Origin of the sequence: Reyranella aquatilis, assembly GCF_020880995.1 — a bacterium.
In the GTDB taxonomy this organism is placed as follows: Bacteria; Pseudomonadota; Alphaproteobacteria; order Reyranellales; family Reyranellaceae; genus Reyranella; species Reyranella aquatilis.
Window position 1 is genome coordinate 638,870 of record NZ_JAJISD010000001.1, and the last position, 20,403, is coordinate 659,272.

Annotated in this window: 19 protein-coding genes; 10 read left to right on the forward strand and 9 right to left on the reverse strand. The window is 65.2% G+C overall.

Annotated elements, in window-relative coordinates; all coding sequences use genetic code 11:
* Nucleotides 1–8: 8 nt before the first annotated feature.
* Nucleotides 9–1,100 carry a 4-hydroxyphenylpyruvate dioxygenase gene (gene hppD / locus LJ725_RS03105; RefSeq protein ID WP_230549149.1) on the reverse strand — a complete coding sequence of 364 codons (1,092 nt, stop codon included), beginning with the start codon at nt 1,098–1,100 and terminating at the stop codon, nt 9–11.
* A 40-nt stretch (nt 1,101–1,140) separates the two neighbouring features.
* Here hppD and LJ725_RS03110 point away from each other — a divergent pair, with 40 nt between their 5' ends.
* The 5 genes from LJ725_RS03110 to aat all read left to right on the forward strand — a co-directional run bounded on the left by LJ725_RS03110 (nt 1,141) and on the right by aat (nt 4,653).
* A complete protein-coding gene (locus LJ725_RS03110; protein WP_230549150.1) occupies nt 1,141–1,602 on the forward strand; it encodes a MarR family winged helix-turn-helix transcriptional regulator in 462 nt (153 codons plus the stop codon).
* A gap of 65 nt (nt 1,603–1,667) precedes the next feature.
* On the forward strand, nt 1,668–2,138 hold the full coding sequence (gene aroQ, locus LJ725_RS03115) for a type II 3-dehydroquinate dehydratase (protein WP_268990379.1): 471 nt from the start codon (nt 1,668–1,670) through the stop codon (nt 2,136–2,138).
* A gap of 22 nt (nt 2,139–2,160) precedes the next feature.
* Nucleotides 2,161–2,637, forward strand: coding sequence for an acetyl-CoA carboxylase biotin carboxyl carrier protein (gene accB, locus LJ725_RS03120; protein WP_230549151.1), 477 nt, complete (start codon nt 2,161–2,163; stop codon nt 2,635–2,637).
* Nucleotides 2,638–2,651: 14 nt separating this feature from the next.
* On the forward strand, nt 2,652–3,995 hold the full coding sequence (gene accC, locus LJ725_RS03125; protein WP_230549152.1) for an acetyl-CoA carboxylase biotin carboxylase subunit: 1,344 nt from the start codon (nt 2,652–2,654) through the stop codon (nt 3,993–3,995).
* Nucleotides 3,996–4,002: 7 nt separating this feature from the next.
* The gene (aat, locus tag LJ725_RS03130) at nt 4,003–4,653 is read left to right on the forward strand and encodes a leucyl/phenylalanyl-tRNA--protein transferase (RefSeq protein WP_230549153.1); all 651 of its coding nucleotides are present in this window, start codon (nt 4,003–4,005) and stop codon (nt 4,651–4,653) included.
* Here aat and LJ725_RS03135 read toward each other — a convergent pair.
* From LJ725_RS03135 to LJ725_RS03150, 4 genes are read right to left on the reverse strand one after another with little or no spacing between them, the layout of a single operon-like run.
* Nucleotides 4,590–5,045 (reverse strand): DUF2155 domain-containing protein, encoded by a 456-nt coding sequence (locus LJ725_RS03135; RefSeq protein WP_230549154.1) that lies wholly within the window; start codon nt 5,043–5,045, stop codon nt 4,590–4,592. The genes aat and LJ725_RS03135 overlap by 64 nt on opposite strands.
* Before the next feature lie 2 nt (nt 5,046–5,047).
* Nucleotides 5,048–5,275, reverse strand: a complete 228-nt coding sequence (locus LJ725_RS03140) for a hypothetical protein (protein WP_230549155.1) — start codon at nt 5,273–5,275, stop codon at nt 5,048–5,050.
* A complete protein-coding gene (gene mlaD, locus LJ725_RS03145) occupies nt 5,275–5,724 on the reverse strand; it encodes an outer membrane lipid asymmetry maintenance protein MlaD (RefSeq protein ID WP_230549156.1) in 450 nt (149 codons plus the stop codon). Before mlaD ends, LJ725_RS03140 begins: the two co-directional genes overlap by 1 nt.
* Before the next feature lie 26 nt (nt 5,725–5,750).
* On the reverse strand, nt 5,751–6,101 hold the full coding sequence (locus LJ725_RS03150; protein WP_230549157.1) for an NADH:ubiquinone oxidoreductase subunit NDUFA12: 351 nt from the start codon (nt 6,099–6,101) through the stop codon (nt 5,751–5,753).
* A gap of 300 nt (nt 6,102–6,401) precedes the next feature.
* On the opposite strand from LJ725_RS03150, the gene LJ725_RS03155 reads away from it, so the two are divergent.
* From LJ725_RS03155 to LJ725_RS03175, 5 genes are all read left to right on the forward strand, one after another.
* Nucleotides 6,402–10,091: a vitamin B12-dependent ribonucleotide reductase gene (locus LJ725_RS03155; RefSeq protein WP_230549158.1), complete on the forward strand. Its 3,690-nt coding sequence runs from the start codon at nt 6,402–6,404 to the stop codon at nt 10,089–10,091.
* 432 nt (nt 10,092–10,523) lie between these two features.
* On the forward strand, nt 10,524–11,120 hold the full coding sequence (locus LJ725_RS03160) for a TetR/AcrR family transcriptional regulator (RefSeq protein WP_230549159.1): 597 nt from the start codon (nt 10,524–10,526) through the stop codon (nt 11,118–11,120).
* On the forward strand, nt 11,117–12,250 hold the full coding sequence (locus LJ725_RS03165; protein ID WP_230549160.1) for an efflux RND transporter periplasmic adaptor subunit: 1,134 nt from the start codon (nt 11,117–11,119) through the stop codon (nt 12,248–12,250). Before LJ725_RS03160 ends, LJ725_RS03165 begins: the two co-directional genes overlap by 4 nt.
* A gap of 8 nt (nt 12,251–12,258) precedes the next feature.
* Complete coding sequence (locus LJ725_RS03170; RefSeq protein WP_230549161.1) at nt 12,259–15,372, forward strand: efflux RND transporter permease subunit; 3,114 nt, start codon at nt 12,259–12,261, stop codon at nt 15,370–15,372.
* A 54-nt stretch (nt 15,373–15,426) separates the two neighbouring features.
* Complete coding sequence (locus tag LJ725_RS03175; protein WP_230549162.1) at nt 15,427–16,605, forward strand: GNAT family N-acetyltransferase; 1,179 nt, start codon at nt 15,427–15,429, stop codon at nt 16,603–16,605.
* 4 nt (nt 16,606–16,609) lie between these two features.
* On the opposite strand, the gene LJ725_RS03180 is transcribed toward LJ725_RS03175, so the two are convergent.
* The 4 genes from LJ725_RS03180 to LJ725_RS03195 all read right to left on the reverse strand — a co-directional run bounded on the left by LJ725_RS03180 (nt 16,610) and on the right by LJ725_RS03195 (nt 20,337).
* Nucleotides 16,610–16,783 (reverse strand): hypothetical protein, encoded by a 174-nt coding sequence (locus LJ725_RS03180; RefSeq protein ID WP_230549163.1) that lies wholly within the window; start codon nt 16,781–16,783, stop codon nt 16,610–16,612.
* The gene (gene clpA / locus LJ725_RS03185) at nt 16,783–19,107 is read right to left on the reverse strand and encodes an ATP-dependent Clp protease ATP-binding subunit ClpA (protein ID WP_230549164.1); all 2,325 of its coding nucleotides are present in this window, start codon (nt 19,105–19,107) and stop codon (nt 16,783–16,785) included. The genes LJ725_RS03180 and clpA overlap by 1 nt, the downstream gene beginning before the upstream one ends.
* Before the next feature lie 42 nt (nt 19,108–19,149).
* Complete coding sequence (clpS, locus tag LJ725_RS03190) at nt 19,150–19,554, reverse strand: ATP-dependent Clp protease adapter ClpS (RefSeq protein WP_230549165.1); 405 nt, start codon at nt 19,552–19,554, stop codon at nt 19,150–19,152.
* 63 nt (nt 19,555–19,617) lie between these two features.
* Complete coding sequence (locus LJ725_RS03195; RefSeq protein ID WP_230549166.1) at nt 19,618–20,337, reverse strand: hypothetical protein; 720 nt, start codon at nt 20,335–20,337, stop codon at nt 19,618–19,620.
* Between the last annotated feature and the right edge of the window lie 66 nt (nt 20,338–20,403).

Genomic DNA, 20,403 nt, shown 5'->3' on the forward strand with positions numbered 1-20,403 from the left:
CTGTATTCTTAGGCCTTCAGGACGCCGCGGCGGATCTGATCCAGTTCGATGGATTCGAACAGCGCGCGGAAATTGCCTTCGCCGAAGCCCTCGTTGCCGCGGCGCTGGATGATCTCGAAGAAGATCGGGCCGATTACCGTCTGGGTGAAGATCTGCAACAGCAGGCCGCCGCCCTTGGTCGGGGCTCCGTCGATCAGGATACGGTCGGCCGCCAGGCGCGCGAGGTCCTCGCCGTGCCCCGGCAGGCGCTCATCGACCTGCTCGTAGTAGGTGTCGGGGACGGTCTGGAAGGGAACGCCCTTCCCCTTAAGCGTCTCGACCGTCTCGTAGATGTCGCCGGTACCGAGCGCGATGTGCTGGATGCCTTCGCCGTGATAGGCGGCGAGATACTCCTGGATCTGAGACTTGTCGTCGGTGCTTTCGTTGATCGGGATGCGGATCTTGCCGCACGGGCTGGTCATCGCCTTCGACTTGAGGCCGGTGAGCTTGCCCTCGATGTCGAAGTAGCGGATCTCGCGAAAATTGAAGAGGCGTTCGTAGAAGTCCGCCCACTCGGCCATGCGGCCGCGATGAACGTTATGCGTCAGGTGGTCGATATAGGTTAGCCCTACGCCCTTCGGATTTCGTTCGACGCCCGGCAGCCATTCGAAGTCCACGTCGTAGATCGAGCCGCGCTCGCCGTAGCGGTCCACGAGGTAGAGCAGCGAATCGCCGATGCCCTTGATGGCCGGGATGTTGAGTTCCATCGGCCCGACCTTGCCCTCGACGCCCCAGGCGCCCAGCGACAGGGCCCGCTTGTAGGCGGCACCCGCGTTCTTCACGCGCAGCGCGATGGCGCAGACGCTCGGTCCATGCACGCGCGCGAATCCCTGGGCAAAGCTTTCCTTCTCGGCATTGACGATGAAGTTCACGTCGCCCTGCCGATAGAGCGAGACGTCCTTGGAGCGATGTTTCGCCACTTTGGTGAAGCCCATGCTCTCGAACAGGGCGCCAAGCGCGGCCGGATCGGGGGCGGTGTACTCGACGAACTCGAAGCCGTCGGTCCCCATCGGATTGATCTCGTCGATCTCCAGAACGCTTCGGTCGGTGACGCTCGCCATGTTTGACCTCCCGGCTCAATTAGTTTCAAATGTAACTATCATGACTGTCGAGGCGCAAGCCCTTGAGCTCGAGAAATTCCTCCCCTACCGGCTGTCTGTCCTGTCCCAGCTCGTCAGCGAATCGCTGCATGACCTCTATGCCGGCCCCTTCGAACTGAGCGTCACCCAGTGGCGGGTGATGGCCGCGCTGGGCCGCTTTGCGCCGCTTACGGCTTCCGAGGTGGGTCAGCGGATCGTGATGGACAAGGTGGCCGTCAGCCGGGCCGTCGCCGGCCTGATGCAACGCGGCATGGTCGAGCGCGCGACCGACCGCGAAGATCGCCGCCGGGCACCGTTGCGACTGACCCCCAAGGGACGCACGGTCCACGCACAGATCGTCCCGCTGGCACTCGGATACGAGGCCGACCTCTACCGGGCCCTGTCAGCGGCGGAGCGTGAGACCCTCAACAGCTTGTGTGACAGGCTGTTCGCCCACGCCAAACTGTTGAGAAACGGCGCCTGAGCCCGCCTTGTCGGCCCGACTCCCCATGCTATAACGCCCGCCTCTGGTGAATTTGGGAGGCAGGATTGGCCGCAAAGGCCGCCCGGCGCCCATCGGCTCTCAAGCCGGTGCTGGTGCTCAACGGGCCCAACCTCAACATGCTGGGCAAGCGTCAGCCCGAGATCTACGGCCGCGAAACACTGGCGGACGTGGAATCCTTGTGCCGCGCCGAAGCCAAGCGCCTCGGCCTTGCGGTGGAGTTCGCCCAGAGCAACCACGAAGGTGTGCTGGTCGACCGCATCCAGGCGGCGCGCGAGGACAACTCGGGCATCGTCATCAACGCCGGCGCCTACACCCACACGTCGGTGGCCCTGCTCGACGCGCTGAACGCCGCCGAGCTGCCGGCCATCGAGGTCCATCTCTCCAACATCTACAAGCGTGAGAGCTTCCGCCATCATTCGTACATCAGCCCGGCTGCAGTCGGCGTGATCGCGGGCCTCGGCACTCAAGGCTACCTCCTTGCCCTTCAGGCGCTGGCGCGCCTGCTGGCACGCTGACCAACATCGGGAGCTTTTCTCCATGGCAAAGTTCGAGCTGGATACCGAGTTCGTGCGCAAGCTGGCGGCGATCCTCGAGGAGACCAAACTCGGTGAAATCGAGCTGGCCGATGGCGAGCGGCGCATCCGCGTCGCCCGTCCGACCGCCCCCGTCGCACCGGCGGCTCCCCTCGTGATGGCCGCGGCGCCGGCTCCCGCGGCCGCTCAGGCGGCCCAGGCACCCAGCGCCGTTCCCGCCGCTGCGTCCGGCGATCCGTCGAAGCATCCGGGCGCGGTAAAGTCGCCGATGGTCGGCACCGCCTATCTCGCGCCCGAGCCCGGCAAGCCCAATTTCGTGTCCGTCGGCGACAAGGTCGCCGCCGGACAGACGCTGCTGATCATCGAGGCGATGAAGACCTTCAATCCGATCAAGGCGCCCAAGGCCGGCACGGTCATGCAGGTCCTGATCGAGAATGCGCGACCGGTGGAGTTCGGCGAACCACTGATGATCGTCGAGTAAGGGCGTCGCCGCCGATGTTCGACAAGGTCCTCATCGCCAACCGCGGCGAGATCGCGCTCCGTATCCACCGCGCCTGCCGCGAGATGGGCATCCAGACCGTAGCTGTCCATTCGACCGCCGACAGCGACGCGATGCATGTCCGGCTGGCCGACGAATCGGTCTGCATCGGCCCGCCCCCGGCTCGCGAGAGCTACCTCAACATTCCCGCGATCCTGTCAGCCGCCACGATCGCCGGCGCAGACGCCATCCATCCGGGTTACGGCTTCCTGTCGGAGAATGCGCGCTTCGCCGAAGCGGTGGAGGCGCACGGCTTCACCTTCATCGGCCCCACGCCGCAGCACATCTCGATGATGGGCGACAAGATCGTCGCCAAGCAGACCGCACTCGAACTCGGCCTGCCGCTGGTGCCGGGATCGCCCGGCCCCGTGGAATCGGTCGAAGAAGTCATCGAACTCGGCAACAAGATCGGCTGGCCCGTGCTGATCAAGGCTGTGGCCGGCGGCGGCGGTCGCGGCATGAAGGTCGTGCAGAACGCCGAGGCCGCATCAGAAGCATTCTCGCTGGCGCGTACCGAAGCCAAGGCCGCCTTCAACAACGATTCCGTCTACGTCGAGAAGTATCTCGGCCGGCCACGCCATATTGAGATACAGGTGCTGGGCGACGGGCTTGGCGCTGGCATCCATCTCGGGGAGCGAGACTGTTCGCTGCAGCGCCGGCACCAGAAGGTGCTGGAAGAGGCCCCCTCGCCCGCGTTGAACGCCGAGCAGCGCAGCCGGATCGGCGAACTGGCGGCCGACGCGGTGCGCAAGCTCAAGTATCGCGGCGCCGGCACGATGGAATTCCTGTTCCAGGACGGCGAGTTCTATTTCATCGAGATGAACACGCGCCTGCAGGTCGAGCATCCGATCACCGAGGCGGTGACGGGCATCGACCTCGTGCGCGAGCAGATCCGGATCGCCTCCGGCGCCCCGCTCGGCCTCACGCAGGACGATATCGTCATCCAGGGCCACGCCATCGAGTGCCGCATCAATGCCGAGAATCCGGAGACCTTCGTGCCCTGCCCGGGTCTGGTCACCGACTATCATGCGCCGGGCGGCCTCGGCGTGCGTGTCGATTCGGGCCTCTATGCCGGCTACTCGATCCCGCCCTACTACGATTCGATGGTCGCCAAGCTGATCGTGAACGGCAGCAGCCGCAACGAGTGCCTGATGCGCCTGCGCCGCTCGCTCGAGGAATTCGTCGTCGGCGGCATCGACACCACCATCCCGCTGCACCGTCGCATCATCGGCGAGCAGGCCTTCATCGACGGCGACTACGACATCCACTGGCTGGAGAAGCTGGTCGGCCTGAAGAAGTAGCGCCCCGATGCTGGAGATCACGCCCGACCTCCTGCTCCAGGCCTACCGCATCGGCGTCTTCCCCATGGGGGAGAGCCGCGACGATCCCAAGCTCTACTGGCTCGATCCGCGCTTGCGCGCCGTGCTGCCGCTCGATGGCTTCCACCTGTCGCATCGACTGGCGCGCACGGTGCGAAGCGGCCGTTTCGAGGTGACCGCCGACACGGCCTTTGCAGAGACGATGCGGGCCTGCGCCGAGCCGCGGCCCGGCCATCCGGAAAGCTGGATCAACGAGCCGATCGTCGCTCTCTACTGCGAACTTCATGCTCGCGGCCACGCCCACAGCCTTGAGTGCCGCCTCGACGGCAGGCTGGTCGGCGGCCTGTACGGCGTCTCGGTGGGCGCCGCCTTCTTCGGCGAGAGCATGTTCAGCCGCGAGCGCGACGCCTCTAAGGTGGCGCTGGTCCACCTGGTGGCGCGACTGATCCGTGGCGGCTTCAGAGTGCTCGATTGCCAGTTCATGACCGAGCATCTGCGCAGCTTCGGTGCCGTCGAAATCCCGCGCGATGACTTCAAGGAGCGGCTGGCCAAGGCGATCGACCGGCCGGCGACGTTTCAGCGGGAACTGGAGGGAGCGGATCCCTGCGCCATCGTGCAGGAGAGCACACGCACGTCGTAAACGCCGTGGTCGAGCGCCGACAGAGACGGCGTCGAGGCGAACATCCAGCCGGAGAAGAGCTTTTCTTCCGCCTGCCCGGGCTTGTGATCGACGATGGTGAGGTAGGCCACCGATTCGGGCGGCGCTTCGGGCACATTGACCAGGCAATCGCCCACGGTGATCTCGAGCGTGCCGAATCGCGTCGACTTGCCGACCGGCACGTAGAAGCGCTGGGTGCGTGCCGTCACCTTGTCCAGACCCTGCAACTCGGCGGAGCGGATTCCCGGGCCATCGGGCACCGGCCTCAAATTGGCATTGCCCGGGCGCTGCGGCTGTTGCGGCGCGGGCTGCGTCTGCGCAGAGGCCACGCCGATACTCGTCGCCAGAAGCGCAAGAGCGAGCGATAGACGCATGCTCAATCCTTGGCGTGAGGCGTCGTCAACCCGTCGATCAGTTCGTGAAGCGCCTGCTTGATCTGAGTCGCATCGCATCCCATCAGGACTCCGTCCTCCAGCGCATCGGCGCAGAGGGTTTCGATCTCCTGGATGTTCTGGTTCAGGACTTTGATCTTTTCGAGGCACGACACCGGCTTGCCGTCCGGCTGCCGCCAGACCGGCGGCTCCTTCGGGGACCGCGAATCCATTACTTGCTTCCCGTACTGCCGAACATGAACTTGGCGATCAGTTCCGTGAGCGGGATCGAGTCCTGCGTATGTTCGATCTCGCCGCCGTTCTTGAGCATCTGCTTGTCGTTGCCGGGTTCGAGGACGACCACCATCCCGCCCAGCAGCGATTCGCTCACGATCTTGGCGTGTGTGTCGGCGGGCAGATTGACGTTCGCCGCGACCGCGAGGCGCACCACCGCCTGATAGGTCTTGGGATCGAGGCTGAAGCCGGTGACACTGCCCACCTTGACGCCGCTCAGCGTCACGTCGGCGCCGCGCTTCAACCCGTCGATGCGGCCGAAGCGGGCCACCAATTCATAGCCGTCCGGTCCGGTCCGGTCCGACTTGGAAAAAGCGTAGAAGACGAACAGGCCGGCCACCACCAGCACCAGCGCGCCCACGATCGTCTCGACAATATTGCGGCCCACGCGCGCCTCCCCCGCTGCTCGCAGCGTCAGCCTGGACGCCACGCCTCATAGGGAGGCTTCGGCTTCTCGCCTGTGGATAGCGTGTGGCCCGGAGGCCGGTAGGCCAGATCCGTACCCGTGAGATTCGGCTGATGATCCTTCTGCCAGGGCTTGCGCGGCGCACCGCCGGCCGGCGGCGGATCCGCCAGCATGTGATGCAGCCAGCCATGCCATTCGGGTGGAACGCGCGACGCTTCGGCGACTCCGTTGTACATCACCCATCGCTTGCGCCGCGTGCCGGCGACCACGCGCTTGTCCTGGAAGTAGCGGTTGCCTTCCGCATCGGTGCCGACGAGTTCGCCGCGCATCTTGGTGAAGAGCCAGGTGCCGATGATCATGAACCAACCACGTTGATGGTGACTGCGCCGCTTGTACGCGGGCGCTTCAATGCGTGCAACGCGACGCGTGAGCCTCCCGATTCGTGTCGTTGAACGACGCACGAAGCGAGCGATTCGGAGCCTCTGTTGCGCAGTTGCATCATCTAGTACCATCAACATGGTGGTCTACAAAATGTAGTTGCGCACACAAGATTTTGTAATTTACTATCATCGCGTGCCCACATGTGCGTGTTCGATCTCGATCGAACAGCCCCCGCGACAGGGAACCAGAATGGCGGGAACAGGCACGGGGGATCGTCGATGCGCTTCGAGCGTCGGTATACGCAAGCAGGAAAATCGCCATTCGCGGGAATGGCGTTTCGTGCTGCCGACTCCGAAATCCGCAACCCCGACGGCTCTATCGTCTTCCAGCTGAAGAACGTCGACGTACCGGCCGACTGGTCGCAGGTCGCCTCGGACGTTCTCGCCCAGAAGTATTTCCGTCGCGCCGGAGTGCCGGCCCGCCTGATCCGCGTCCGCGACGATGACCTGCCCGAGTTCCTGTGGCGCTCGGTGCCCGACGAGGCCGCTCTGGCGGCGATGCCCGAGGCAGATCGTTTCGGCAGCGAGACCAGCGCACGTCAGGTGTTCCATCGAATGGCCGGCGCCTGGACCTACTGGGGATGGAAGGGCGGCTACTTCGACAGCGAAGAGGATGCGCGCTCCTTCTATGACGAGCATTGCTTCATGCTTGCCGCCCAGATCTGCGCACCCAACTCGCCGCAATGGTTCAACACCGGTCTGCACTGGGCCTATGGCATCGACGGTCCCGGTCAGGGCCATTGGTTCGTCGACCATGAAGACGGCAAGGCGTATCCGTCCGCCTCGGCCTACGAGCGGCCGCAGCCCCATGCCTGTTTCATCCAGAGTGTTTCCGACGATCTGGTGAACGAAGGCGGCATCATGGATCTGTGGATCCGCGAAGCGCGTCTTTTCAAGTACGGCTCCGGCACCGGGTCCAATTTCTCCAGGGTCCGCGGAGAGGGCGAAAAGCTTTCCGGCGGCGGCTCCTCCTCCGGCCTGATGTCGTTCCTCAAGATCGGCGATCGGGCAGCCGGCGCCATCAAGTCGGGCGGCACCACCCGCCGCGCCGCGAAGATGGTGACCGTCGACATCGATCATCCCGACATCGAGGAGTTCATCTCCTGGAAGTCGCTGGAAGAACAGAAGGTCGCCGCACTCGTCGCGGGATCCAAGCTCGCGAACCGCCATCTCAATGCCGTGATGCAGGCCTGTCTCGATGGCGACGGCGATGCCGCATTCGATCCCCGCCGGAACCCGGAACTGCGTCAGGCGATCGTGGCGGCCCGACAGGTCGAGCTGCCCGAAAACTACATTCAGCGCGTCATCCAGTTTGCGCGCCAGGGTTACCGGCACATCGAATTCCCGACCTTCGATACGGACTGGGAATCGGAAGCCTACGCGTCCGTCTCCGGCCAGAACGCCAACAACTCCGTGCGCGTCACCGATGCCTTCCTGCGGGCGGTCGAGGAAGACCGGCAGTGGGCGCTGACCGAGCGGACGACCGGCAAGGTGTCGAAGACGGTGGGCGCCCGCCTCCTCTGGGATCAGGTCGCCGAGGCCGCCTGGCACTCCGCCGATCCCGGCGTGCAGTACGACACCACGATCAACGACTGGCATACCTGCCCGGAGTCGGGCCGCATCAACGCCTCGAACCCGTGTTCCGAGTATATGTTCCTCGACGACACGGCGTGCAATCTCGCCTCGCTGAACCTCATGCGGTTCCGGCGCGACGACGGCTCGATCGACGTCGAGGCCCTGGAACATGCCAGCCGCCTGTGGACAGTCGTGCTCGAGATCTCGGTGATGATGGCGCAGTATCCGTCGCGCCGGATCGCCGAGCTCTCCTACCGGTACCGTACGCTGGGTCTCGGCTACGCCAATTTCGGCGCGTTGCTGATGGCCTCCGGCCTCGGCTACGACAGCGCTCAGGGCCGCGCGATCGCAGGGGCCCTGACCGCCATCATGACCGGCACCGCCTACGCCACGTCGGCCGAGCTGGCGGGCCTCATGGGCGCGTTCCCGGGCTTCGCGGCCAACCGCCAAGCCATGCTGCGGGTCATCCGCAACCATCGTCGCGCGGCATTCGGGTCGGGCGAGGCCTACGAGGGACTCTCCATTCGCCCGCAGGCACTGGATGCCGCCAACTGCAGCGACTCCCGCCTCGTCGAGGCCGCCCGCCGTGTATGGGATCGCGCCTTGGTCTTGGGCGAACGTCATGGCTATCGCAACGCACAGGTCTCCGTCATCGCGCCCACCGGCACGATCGGCCTGGTGATGGACTGCGACACGACGGGCATCGAGCCCGACTTCGCGCTGGTGAAGTTCAAGAAGCTGGCCGGCGGCGGGTATTTCAAGATCATCAACCAGACCGTCCCGCTGGCGCTGCGCACCCTGGGCTACGACGAGCCCGCGATACGGCGGATCGTCGACCATGCCGTGGGTCACGGTTCGCTCGCATCGGCGCCGGCCATCAACCATGAGAGCCTGGCGTCGCGTGGCTTCGATGCCGCGGCATTGGCCCGGGTCGACCAGGCTATCGCAACCGCTTTCGATATCAGATTCGCCTTCTCGCGCTACACGCTGGGCGAGGCGTTCTGCCGTGAGGTCCTCGGTCTCGACGAGCAGGCACTGGCCGATCCGAAGCTCGATATCCTCTCTCATCTCGGCTTCTCTCGCAGTGACATTGCCGCCGCGAACGTCCACGCGTGCGGCACGATGAGCATCGAGAGTGCTCCCGATCTCAGGCGCGAACATCTTTCCGTGTTCGATTGTGCGAATCCCTGTGGACGAGATGGCAAGGGCTGCTTGTCTGCAGAGAGTCACATACGCATGATGGCTGCAGCACAACCCTTCGTATCGGGCGCCATCTCCAAGACCATCAACATGCCAAACGCAGCGACGGTCGAGGATTGCCGCAAGGCCTACGAGATGTCCTGGAAGCTCGGCTTGAAAGCGAACGCTCTCTATCGTGACGGCTCCAAGCTATCGCAGCCCCTGTCTGCCATGGTCCTTGGCGACGATATTGCTGCTAACGACGATCTGGCTGACCTGTCACCCGCCGCGCGTGCGCCGATCATCGCCGAGCGGATCGTGGAGCGCATCGTCGAGCGCGAGGTCCGCGCCGGCCGCGAGCGCATGCCGCAACGCCGCAAGGGATACACGCAGAAGGCCAACGTGGGCGGCCACAAGGTCTACCTGCGGACCGGCGAATACGAGGATGGCCGGGTCGGCGAGATCTTCATCGACATGCACAAGGAAGGCGCGGCGTTCCGCAGCCTGATGAACAACTTCGCCATCGCGATCTCGATCGGCCTGCAGTACGGGGTGCCGCTCGAGGAGTTCGTTGAGGCCTATACGTTCACGCGCTTCGAGCCGTCGGGAATGGTCGAGGGCAACGACGCGATCAAGATGTCGACTTCGGTGCTCGACTATATCTTCCGCGAGCTCGCGATCTCCTATCTCGGGCGCAACGACCTCGCGCATGTCGAACAGGCCGACCTGCATCCCGACGGGGTAGGCCGCGGCGAGGTCCAGGGCGAGTTGCCCGTTCCCGGTACGGATGCCGCACAGGCGGCGGCGGCGGCGGTGAGCCGGATCGCCAGTGTCGGCTACATGCGCAGCAACCTCTACGTTTTGAACGGCAGGACTGCCGGCAATGCCGCGATCGCCCATGAAGCGATCGCTGGCGCCGCCCTGCCCCACGGACTGACGGACGGACCAGCCGTCGCTTCGGCGCACATCGCCAAGGCGGCCGCCGTCGGCGTCGCGGTCGGAGAAGCGTCTCCCTCCCCCCTGGGACAAGCCCTCGTGGCGAAGCTCAAGGGATTCGAGGGCGATGCCTGTCCGGAGTGCGGCAACTTCACCATGGTTCGCAACGGGACGTGCCTCAAATGCACGACCTGCGGCGGCACCACCGGCTGCAGTTGAGCATGCGTGGCGTAGCGTACCCGCGTACCCCGGGGGCCTCACGGTTGGGGACCTCATAGCTAACCATAGGAGACAGTTATGGCTGCTAAGAAAAAGGCTGCGAAGAAGAAGGCTGCTAAGAAGAAGAAGCAGTAATCAGGAAAGGGCGTAGGTCAAAGTTCACTTTGACCCCTCTAACCAACGCCTTTCGGCTTCCGTGTGGGCGCCCCCTTCTGGGGGCCCCACCGGAGGCCACCTAACAGAAGACGAGCACAAAGCCGATCCGACGCCTTCGTTTACGGAGGCGGAAAGGCGAAACTACCAAAGCGTCCGGCGACCTCAGGGTCTGCCGGACTTTTTTCTTTCCGCCTTGAAGATACGTGATTTCGGTATTACATGGCGCCCATGAATACTGACCGGTCAGTCAATAACGACCCAACGTCGCCTTCCAGATTGAGGCGGCCGCAGGATCGCGCGTCGGAAATCGCGCGCGCCGCGCTCGACCTGTTCGTCACTCGGGGATTCGCCGCGACCAAGCTCGAGGACGTCGCCCGGGCAGCGTCGGTCAGCAAGGGACTTCCCTACGTCTACTTCAAGAACAAGGAAGAACTCTTCAAGACCGTGATCAGCGAGGCGATGGGCGGCCCCCTCTCCGACGCCAACCAGGTCATCGAGGGCTTCGAGGGAACGACGGAAGACCTGCTCCGCCAGATGATCGACGGTTTCCGCGCCTTCGAGGAAAGCCCCGCCGGCGGGGTCGTCAAACTGATCCTGGCGGAAGCCGGCAACTTTCCGGAGGTCGCCCGCTTCTGCAACCAGTTCAACCGGCGCGGTCGCGACCTCTTCATCCGAGTCCTCCGCCGCGGCGTAGACAGCGGCGAGTTTCGCCCCATCTCGGACCTCGACTCCACCGCCATGGTCCTCGTCCAGCCGCTCGCCATGTTCTCCGTGTGGAAGCGTGCCCTGGCGCCGTTCGATCCCGGCAGGGTCGACAGCGACCAGTTCTACGCCGCCTATCTCGACTTCGTTCTCAAAGGGCTCCGGCCATGAATAGCAATCGCAAGATCGTCCTCGTCGCCGTCGGCGCCGCGTTGCTGTTGGGCGGCGGCGCGTTCGCCTGGAAGAGCGGCAAGGTCGCGCCCCCCGTCGGCAATGGCGCCGCGGTCGCAAAGGCCAACGATCGCCCCCTGGAGCTGATCCCCGCCGAGGTCCACACAATCAAGCCGCGCGGCCTGCTCGACGTCGTCCGCTTCACCGGCACCACGCAGCCGATCGACCAGACGATCGTGAAGAGCCGTGTCGCCGGCCGTCTCGCAGAAGTGCTCGTCCGCGAGGGTGACCGTGTCACGGAAGGCCAGGTGCTGGCCCGCTTCGAAACCACCGAGCTGCAGGCCAAGCTGAACGAACGTCAGTCCGCGCTCGAGGCAGCACGCGCCGACGCGCGCTGGACGGCCCGTGACCGCTCCGACAAGGAGACGCTGGCCAATCGCAACATCGTCTCGCAATCCGCCGCCGACCAGGCGCGCGCGACCGCCGAGAACCGCGCGTCCATGGTGGCCGTTGCCGAGGCCCAGCTCGACGTGGCCCGCAAGAACCTCGCCGATGCCGAGGTGAAGGCGCCGTTCGACGGCGTGGTCGGCGAGCGCCTCGCCAACCAGGGCGAGTCGCTGCCCATCGACGGCAAGATCCTCGCCTTGCTCGACACCAGTCATGTCGAGATCGCCGCCCAGATGCCGGCCGCGGACGTGATCCGCATGAAGGTCGGCCAGGCGGCCACCGTCACGCTGGAGGGCTTCGGCGACCGCGTCTTCAACGGCAAGATCACCCGGATCAGCCCGACCACGCAGGCCGGCTCGCGCTCCATTCCCGTCTATGTCGAGATCACCGACCGGCACGAGGCGCTGCGCGGCGGCCTCTTCGGCACGGGCAGCGTTACGGTCCAGGAGAAGGGACACGCACTCGCGGTCCCGGCCTCCGCCATGCGCAAGGACGACCAGGGCGACTACGTGCTGGCGGTCGAGAACGGCGTGTTGGTGCGCAAGCCGGTCGGCGCCGTGCGCACCTGGTCGCGCGGCGAGCTCGTCGAGGTAAAGGGCCTGGAATCGGGCATGACCGTCGTCTCCGCCCCCCTGCCCGGCCTGCAGGCCGGCCAACGGGTCAAACTCGTCGAGACCCGCTAGGACACCCCATGAAGCTCACCCAGATCGCGGTCGACAATCCGGTCTTCGCCACCATGATGATGGTGGCGTTGCTGGTCATGGGCCTGTTCTCGTACCGCACGCTCGGCATCGACCAGTTCCCCAACGTCGATTTTCCCATCGTCGTCGTCACCACCGACTATCCCGGCGCCTCACCCGAGACGGTCGAGAGCGAGATCAGCCGCAAGATCGAGGAATCGGTCAACGCCATCGCCGGCCTCAAGACTCTCACATCGCGCTCGCTCGAGGGCAGGTCGATCGTCATCGCCGAGTTCGAACTGTCGGTCCCCTCCGCGGTCGCCATGCAGGACGTCCGCGAGAAGGTGCAGATGGTCCGGGCGTCCTTCCGGCCGGAGATCAAGGAACCGCTGATCCAGCGCTTCAATCCGGACGACCAGCCGATCGTGTCGATCGCCGTGCGCTCGGACGTGCGGTCCGTGCGCGACCTCACGACATTGGCCGACCAGATCATCATCAAGCGCCTGCAGACGGTGCGCGACGTCGGCCGCGCCACCATCGCCGGCGGCCTCAAGCGCCAGATCAACATCGAACTCGATCCCGGCCGCATGCACGCTCTTCGCGTCGGCGTGAACGACATCATGCGGGCGATCAAGGACGAGAACCAGAATTTCCCCGCCGGCAACGTTCAGCGCGGCAACGACGACCGCGTCATTGAGGTCACGGGCCGCGTTGCAGAGCCGGGCGACTTCGCCGACCTGATCGTGGCACGGCGTGGCCAGGCACCTGTCTATCTGCGCCAGGTCGCCAACGTGGTCGACGGCCAGCAGGAGCTGGAAAACGTCGCCATGCTGAACGGCGAGCGGGCTCTCGCCATCGACGTGGTGAAGACCCAGGGGTCGAACACCATCGAGGTGGCGCGCGGCGTCCGCCGCGCCGTCGCCGAGCTGCAATCGTCCCTGCCCCCCGACGTCAAGCTGGAGATCGTGCGCGACAGCTCGCGGGGCATCCAGAACTCGGTCGACAACGTCCAGCAGACGATGATCGAGGGTGGCATCCTAACGATCGCCATCGTCTTCCTTTTCCTGCACTCATGGCGTAGCACCGTCATCACGGGCCTTGCCCTGCCGATCTCGGTGTTCGGCGCCTTCATGGTGATGGCGGCCTTCGGGTTCACGCTCAACGTGCTCACCCTGATGGCGCTCAGCCTCGCCATCGGCATTCTGATCGACGACGCCATCGTGGTTCGCGAGAACATCATGCGCCACATCGGCTTCGGCAAGACGCATCGCCAGGCTGCGATCGACGGCACCAACGAGATCGGTCTCGCGGTCCTCGCGACCACCTTCTGCATCGTGGCGGTGTTCCTCCCGGTCGCCTTCATGGGCGGCATCATTGGCCGCTTCTTCTTCCAGTTCGGCGTCATGGTCTCGGCCGCGGTGCTGATCTCGCTGTTCGTCTCGTTCACCCTCGACCCGATGCTGTCTTCGGTGTGGTACGACCCCCAGGCCCACGGCAACGGCCGCTTCGCCCGCATCGTCAACAGCACGCAGGAGAAGGCGAACGGCGTCTATCGCGTGGTCCTCGGCTGGGCGCTGCGCTGGCCCAAGCTGACCCTGCTGATTGCGCTCGGTACGTTCCTCGGCAGCTTCGCGCTGCCGAAGTACATCGGCTTCGAGTTCGTGCCACAGGCCGATCTCGGCGAGCAGGTCGTGAGCATCGAGACGCCGGTCGGCTCCTCGCTGGAGTACACCGAAGCCAAGCTGCGCCAGGTCGATACCGCGCTGCGTGAATTTCCGGAGATCGACTACACCTACGGCACGGTCAACACCGGCTACGCCAACGGCAAAAATCAGGGCAGCCTCTATCTGAAGCTGAAACCACTAAAGCAACGGACCCGCTCGCCCGAGCAGCTCGCCCAGCCGATCCGCGAGCGGCTGGCCAGCATCCCGGGCATTCTCGTCTCGATCAACATCCCGGGTGGCCCGGGCGGCGGTGTCCAGAAGCAACTGCAACTTTCGCTGCAGGGTCCCGACACCAACGTCCTCGATTCGCTGTCGCAGGACGTGATGAAGCGCGCCGCCGACATCCGGGGCGTCGTCGATCTCGACCGCAACCTCAAGGCCGCCAAGCCGATCCTGTCGGTTCGCCTGCGCCGCGATGCCGCGTCGGATCTCGGCCTCGGCACCGCCGCCGTCGCCCAGTCGCTGCGTCCCCTCTTCGCCGGCGACGAGACCAGCCTGTGGCGTGCGCCGGACGGCGAGAACTACATGGTCATGGTCCGCCTGCCCACCGACGACCGTACCGGCGTAGCGGACCTGCAGCGCATCTGGTTCACCGCCGGCACCGAGCCCAACGGTCTGCCGCGCATGGTCCACATCGCCCAGATCGCGGACGTCGTGACCGATGTCGGCGCCTCGCAGATCAACCGCCGCGACCTCAACCGCGAGGTCCAGATCACCGCCAACGTGTATGGCCGCTCGGCCGGCGAGGTCTCGAGCGAGCTGCAGAAGATCCTTACCGAGATGAAGCTGCCGCCCGGCTACCGTTTCGTGTTCGGTGGCTCGACCAAGGACATCGCCGAGAGCGCAGCCTATGCCGGGCAGGCGCTTCTGATGGCCGTCATCCTGATCTACCTGATCCTGGCGTCGCAGTTCGGCAGCTTCCTGCAGCCCATCGCCATCATGATGTCGCTGCCGATGTCGCTGATTGGCGTGTTCCTCGGCCTGCTGGTCGCCGGCACGACACTGAACATCTTCTCGGCCATCGGCTTCATCATGCTGATGGGCCTGGTCACCAAGAACGCCATCCTGCTGGTCGATTTCTTCAATCAGTCGCGCGAGCGCGGGACTCCGGTCCACGAGGCGCTGCTCGAGGCAGGCTCGATCCGCCTTCGGCCGATCCTGATGACCACCCTCGCCATGGTGTTCGGCATGATGCCCCTGGCCCTTGGGCTGGGCGAAGGCGCCACCCAGCGCGCGCCGATGGCGCATGCCGTCATCGGCGGCCTGATCAGTTCGACGCTGCTCACCCTGGTCGTGGTGCCGGTCGTGCTGGTCTACATCGACCGGCTGAGCCTGTGGGCCAAGGCGCGTTTCAGCCGCTCGCCCGACCAGGTGGCCCGCGCTCACAAGCCAGCCGAGTAGGATTGCGGGAACGAATGGCCATCGTACTGGCACGATTCGCGCTATGCTGGCCTCATGCCGGATGATGCCTCGACCATCGGTCTGCGCGTCGTCGATTCGCTCGCCGCGATCGACGCCGAACAGTGGGATGCCTGCGCCCTTGCCCCCGGATCGGCAGGCAACCCCTTCCTCAGCCATCGCTTCCTGAAGACGCTGGAGGATTCGAAATCGGTCGGGCGGCGCACCGGCTGGCAGCCGCAGTATCTGCTGGCCGAGTCCGACGATGGCCTGCTGCAGGGCGCGGCTCCGCTCTACGTGAAGAGCCATTCCCAGGGCGAGTACGTGTTCGACCACGGCTGGGCCCAGGCGCTGGAACGCGCCGGCGGCCGCTACTATCCCAAGCTCCAGGTCGCCGTGCCCTTCACGCCGGTCCCTGGCCCTCGCCTGTTCGCCCGCCCTGGTCCCCTCGCCGCTCCGGTGAAGGACGCGCTAATCGACATGCTGTCCAAGATCGCCGGCGACAACAACATCAGCTCCGTCCACGCCACCTTTTGCACCGAAGACGACTGGAAGCGCTTCGGCGAGCGCGGCTGGCTGCTGAGGCTTGGCCAGCAGTATCACTGGCGCAACGACGGCTACCGGACCTTCGACGATTTCCTGGCGGCGCTCTCATCACGCAAGCGCAAGGCGATCCGCAAGGAGCGTGAGGCGGTGAAGCGCGACAGCATCATCATGCGGACGCTGAGCGGCGACGAGATCCGCCCCGAGCACTGGGACGCCTTCTTCGCCTTCTACATGGATACGGGCGGGCGCAAGTGGGGAACGCCATACCTGACGCGATCCTTCTTCGATATCCTCGGCGCGACAATGGCCGACAAGGTCGTGCTGGTCATGGCCGAGGCCGACGGACGCCCCGTGGGAGGCGCCCTGAACCTCAAGGGCGACGACACGCTCTACGGCCGCTACTGGGGGTGCCTCGAAAGCCACGCCTTCCTGCATTTCGAGGCCTGCTACTACCAGGCCATCGACTATGCGATCGCCCACGGCCTTGCGCGCGTCGAAGCAGGCGCCCAGGGGGATCACAAGATCCAGCGCGGCTACCTTCCGGTACCCACCTATTCGGCCCACTGGATCGTCGATGCGAGCTTCCGTCACGCCGTCGACGAGTACCTCAAGCGGGAGCGTCGCGCCGTCGAACAGGAGATCGAAGGGCTGATGCAGTACTCGCCCTTCCGCAGGGAAAACGAGGGCTGACGGCCTATTTGGCCATCAGCACCCCGAAGAAGAAGACAACGAAGAAGACCGCCTGCTCGGTAAGGCCGAGCGGCGCCTGCCACCCGGCCTTATCGACGATGAACAGGACGACCCAGAACACCGCGGTGGCAAGCACCGAGGCGCGCAGGGCGACCCAGAGCGGCTTGAAGGCGCTCACTAGCCGGCGAGCACCGGCTCTTGGCTGGCCGGCGGCAGGGCACCGCGTTCAGGCGGCAGGAAGGTGAAGGCGAGCTTGGCGGTTTCGCCCGGCCCGTCGACGTCGACGCGCACCGTGCCCCCGTCGGAGAGCCTGCCGAACAGCACCTCTTCCGCCAGCGGTTTCTTCACGTACTCTTGGATCACGCGTGCGAGCGGCCGGGCGCCGAACAGCTTGTCGTAGCCCTTCTCCGCCAGCCAGCGACGTGCGCCATCCGTCAGCTCGATGAAGACCTTGCGGTCGGCGAGCTGGACTTCGAGCTCGGCCACGAACTTGTCCACCACCTTGCCCATCGATTCGGGGCCGAGGTTGGCGAACTTGATGATCGCGTCCAGCCGGTTGCGGAACTCCGGCGCGAACAGTCGGTTGATCGCCTCGTTGTCCTCGTCGTGCCGCTGCTCCCGGCCGAAGCCCAGAGCCGGCTTGGCGATGTCGGCAGCACCGGCGTTGGTCGTCATGCAAAGGATCACGTTGCGGAAGTCCACCGTCCGGCCGTTGTGGTCGGTGAGCTTGCCGTAATCCATGACCTGCAGAAGGACGTTGAAGACGTCCGGATGGGCCTTTTCGATCTCGTCGAACAGCACGACGCAGTGCGGATGCTGGTTGACCTTGTCGGTGAGCAGTCCGCCCTGGTCGAAACCGACATAGCCCGGCGGGGCGCCGATCAGGCGCGAGACGCTGTGGCGCTCCATGTACTCCGACATGTCGAAGCGGATGACCTCGAGGCCGAGCAGGCGAGCCAGTTGGCGCGTCACCTCGGTCTTGCCGACGCCGGTCGGTCCCGCCAGCAGATAGCTGCCGATCGGCTTTTCCGGCGACCGCAGGCCCGCGCGGGCGAGCTTGATGGAAGCCGCGAGCTGGTCGATGGCGTGATCCTGGCCGAACACGACCGTCTTCAGGTCGCGGTCGATCGTGCGCAGCATCTCGGTATCGTCCTTGGACACCGACTTCGGCGGGATGCGCGCGATCTTGGCGACGATTTCCTCGATGTCCGAGACCTCGATCGTGCTCTTGCGCTGGTCGGGCGCGCGAAGCATCTGCGCAGCACCGACCTCGTCGATCACGTCGATCGCCTTGTCCGGCAGCTTGCGGTCATGGATGTAGCGCGCCGACAATTCGACAGCCGCCTTGATCGCATCGTCGGTGAAGCTCACATGATGATGCTTCTCGTAGACCGGCTTCAACCCCTTCATGATCTCGACGGCATCGCTGATCGTGGGCTCGGGCACGTCGATCTTCTGGAAGCGACGCACCAGCGCGCGGTCCTTCTCGAAGTAGTTGCGGTACTCCTTGTACGTCGTCGAGCCGATGCAGCGGAGTTCGCCCGACTGGAGCGAGGGCTTCAGCAGATTGGACGCGTCCATCGAGCCGCCCGACGTGGCGCCGGCTCCGATGATCGTGTGGATCTCGTCGATGAAGAGGACCGAATTCGGCTTCTTCTTGAGTTCGCCCAGGACCGCCTTCAGCCGCTCCTCGAAGTCGCCGCGATAGCGCGTGCCGGCCAGCAGGGCACCCATGTCGAGCGAGTAGATGATCGCTTCCTTGAGGACTTCCGGGACCTCGCCGTCGATGATCTTGCGGGCAAGACCCTCGGCGATCGCCGTCTTGCCGACGCCGGGTTCGCCGACATAGAGCGGGTTGTTCTTGGTGCGGCGGCACAACACCTGAATGGTCCGCTCGACCTCGTGATCGCGCCCAATGAGCGGATCGACGCGGCCCTCGCGGGCCTTCTGGTTCAGGTCGACACAGTAGGCGGCCAGCGCCTCGTTGCCCTGCTTTGCCGCGCCCTCGCCGCCGCCTGCTTCCTCCTCGGAGCCGCTGACGCGGCGGGTGCGCGAACGGCCCGGCACCTTGGCCTTGCCGTGACTGATGTAATCGACCGCGTCGAGACGGGTCATGCCCTGGTTCTCGAGGAACGACACGGCATGGCTGTCGCGCTCCGAGAAGAGCGCCACCAGCACGTTGGCGCCGGTTACCTCGTTGCGACCGGAAGACTGCACGTGGACCGCCGCCCGCTGAACGACGCGCTGGAAGCCCGCAGTCGGCAGCGGCTCGCTGGCGCTCTGCGTGATTATGCCTTTGAGACGATTATCGACGAAGGTTTCGAGGTCGTGGCGCAACCGATCGATGTCGACGCCGCAGGCCTTGAGGACGGGGACCGCGTCCTCGTCCTCGGTCATCGCCAGCAGCAGGTGCTCCAGCGTCGCGTACTCGTGACGACGTTCACCTGCCAACCCGAAGGCGCGATGCAGGGACTTCTCGAGGTTCTTGGACAACATGGACATCGGACCACCTCGACAGGAAAAACAAACTACTCTTGGTCGTCGTTACTCTTTCTCCAAGGTGCACTGGAGAGGGTGCTGGTTCTTACGCGCGTAGTCCACCGTCTGGGTCACTTTCGTCTCGGCGATCTCGTAGGTGTAGACGCCGCAGACTCCCACGCCCTTCTGATGGACGTGCAGCATGACCTCGGTGGCCTCCTCGCGATTCTTCTGGAAGATGTTCTGCAGAACGTCGACGACGAACTCCATCGGCGTGTAGTCGTCGTTCAGCATCAGCACCTTGTACATCGACGGCTTCTTGGTGCGGGTCCGCGTCAGCGTAAGGGCACCGGTACGACCGTCGTCGCCGCCCTCGCCGTCGTCGCGGCGCGGCGGCTGCTGGGGCGGACCGTTCGGCGGCTCGCTGGGCCCGCCGAGCCGCACTTCGCTTGCGCTGCGCAGAAAATTCATTGCCCTAGCCACACTCCAAAGCCAAGCCACACAAGAATTATATAGGGAGCCCGGACGATTCCGCTACCTCGGTCGGAGCCCGTCCTTGCCCACGACCAGCATCCAGCGGTCGGCCCGGGCGCGGTGGATCGGGGCGTTCATGTCGCGCCGCAGCTCCGCAGGCTCGAGCTTGCGTGGCGGATTGACCGGGATCGGCACGGCATCCCACGAGAATAGCCTGGCCGAGAATTTGACGTTCGCAAAACCATCCGTCGGGTAGTGGTAGGCCTGAAAGCCCCAGACACCGTTGCGGCAGGAGGCGACCGCCCACCAGAAGTCGTTGTCCGGCAGTCGCATTCCGTCCCGCGGTGGACCGAACGCCCGGCTCTCTTCGAGCAACCCCACCAGATCACGGGTTTCCGCGGCATTCAGGAGGCGCTGCCCCCCCTTCATGCTCCAGGGCGCGAAGATGTCGGAGGGGGTCGAGATCAGCATGTTGGTGATGCCGGTGGTGACATTGCCCTGCCCCTCCAGCACGCCGATGTTCATGCCCGCTGTCCCGTCGGGCTGCAGGAAGATCTCGTAGGCGCGGACCTGCTCCTCCCAGAGGGCGTTGTAGATCAGCCGCAGACGGCTGCGACCGCCCGGGACGCACGCGGCCCGGATGTCGTTGGCAGCGACGAAATCGAACCAGTGGAAGCTGCGCACGACGGGCTTCTCGACGTTGCGATCGGGCCGCTGGGCGGTCGCCGGCCCGGCCGCGAGGAGCGTCACGGCGGCCATGGTCGCGAAAAAAGCCTTCATCACGGTCTCCTATGGACAGCCGCATGATCGGCGCGAACTAGGGCAGCAGAGCGGCATGTGCAAAGT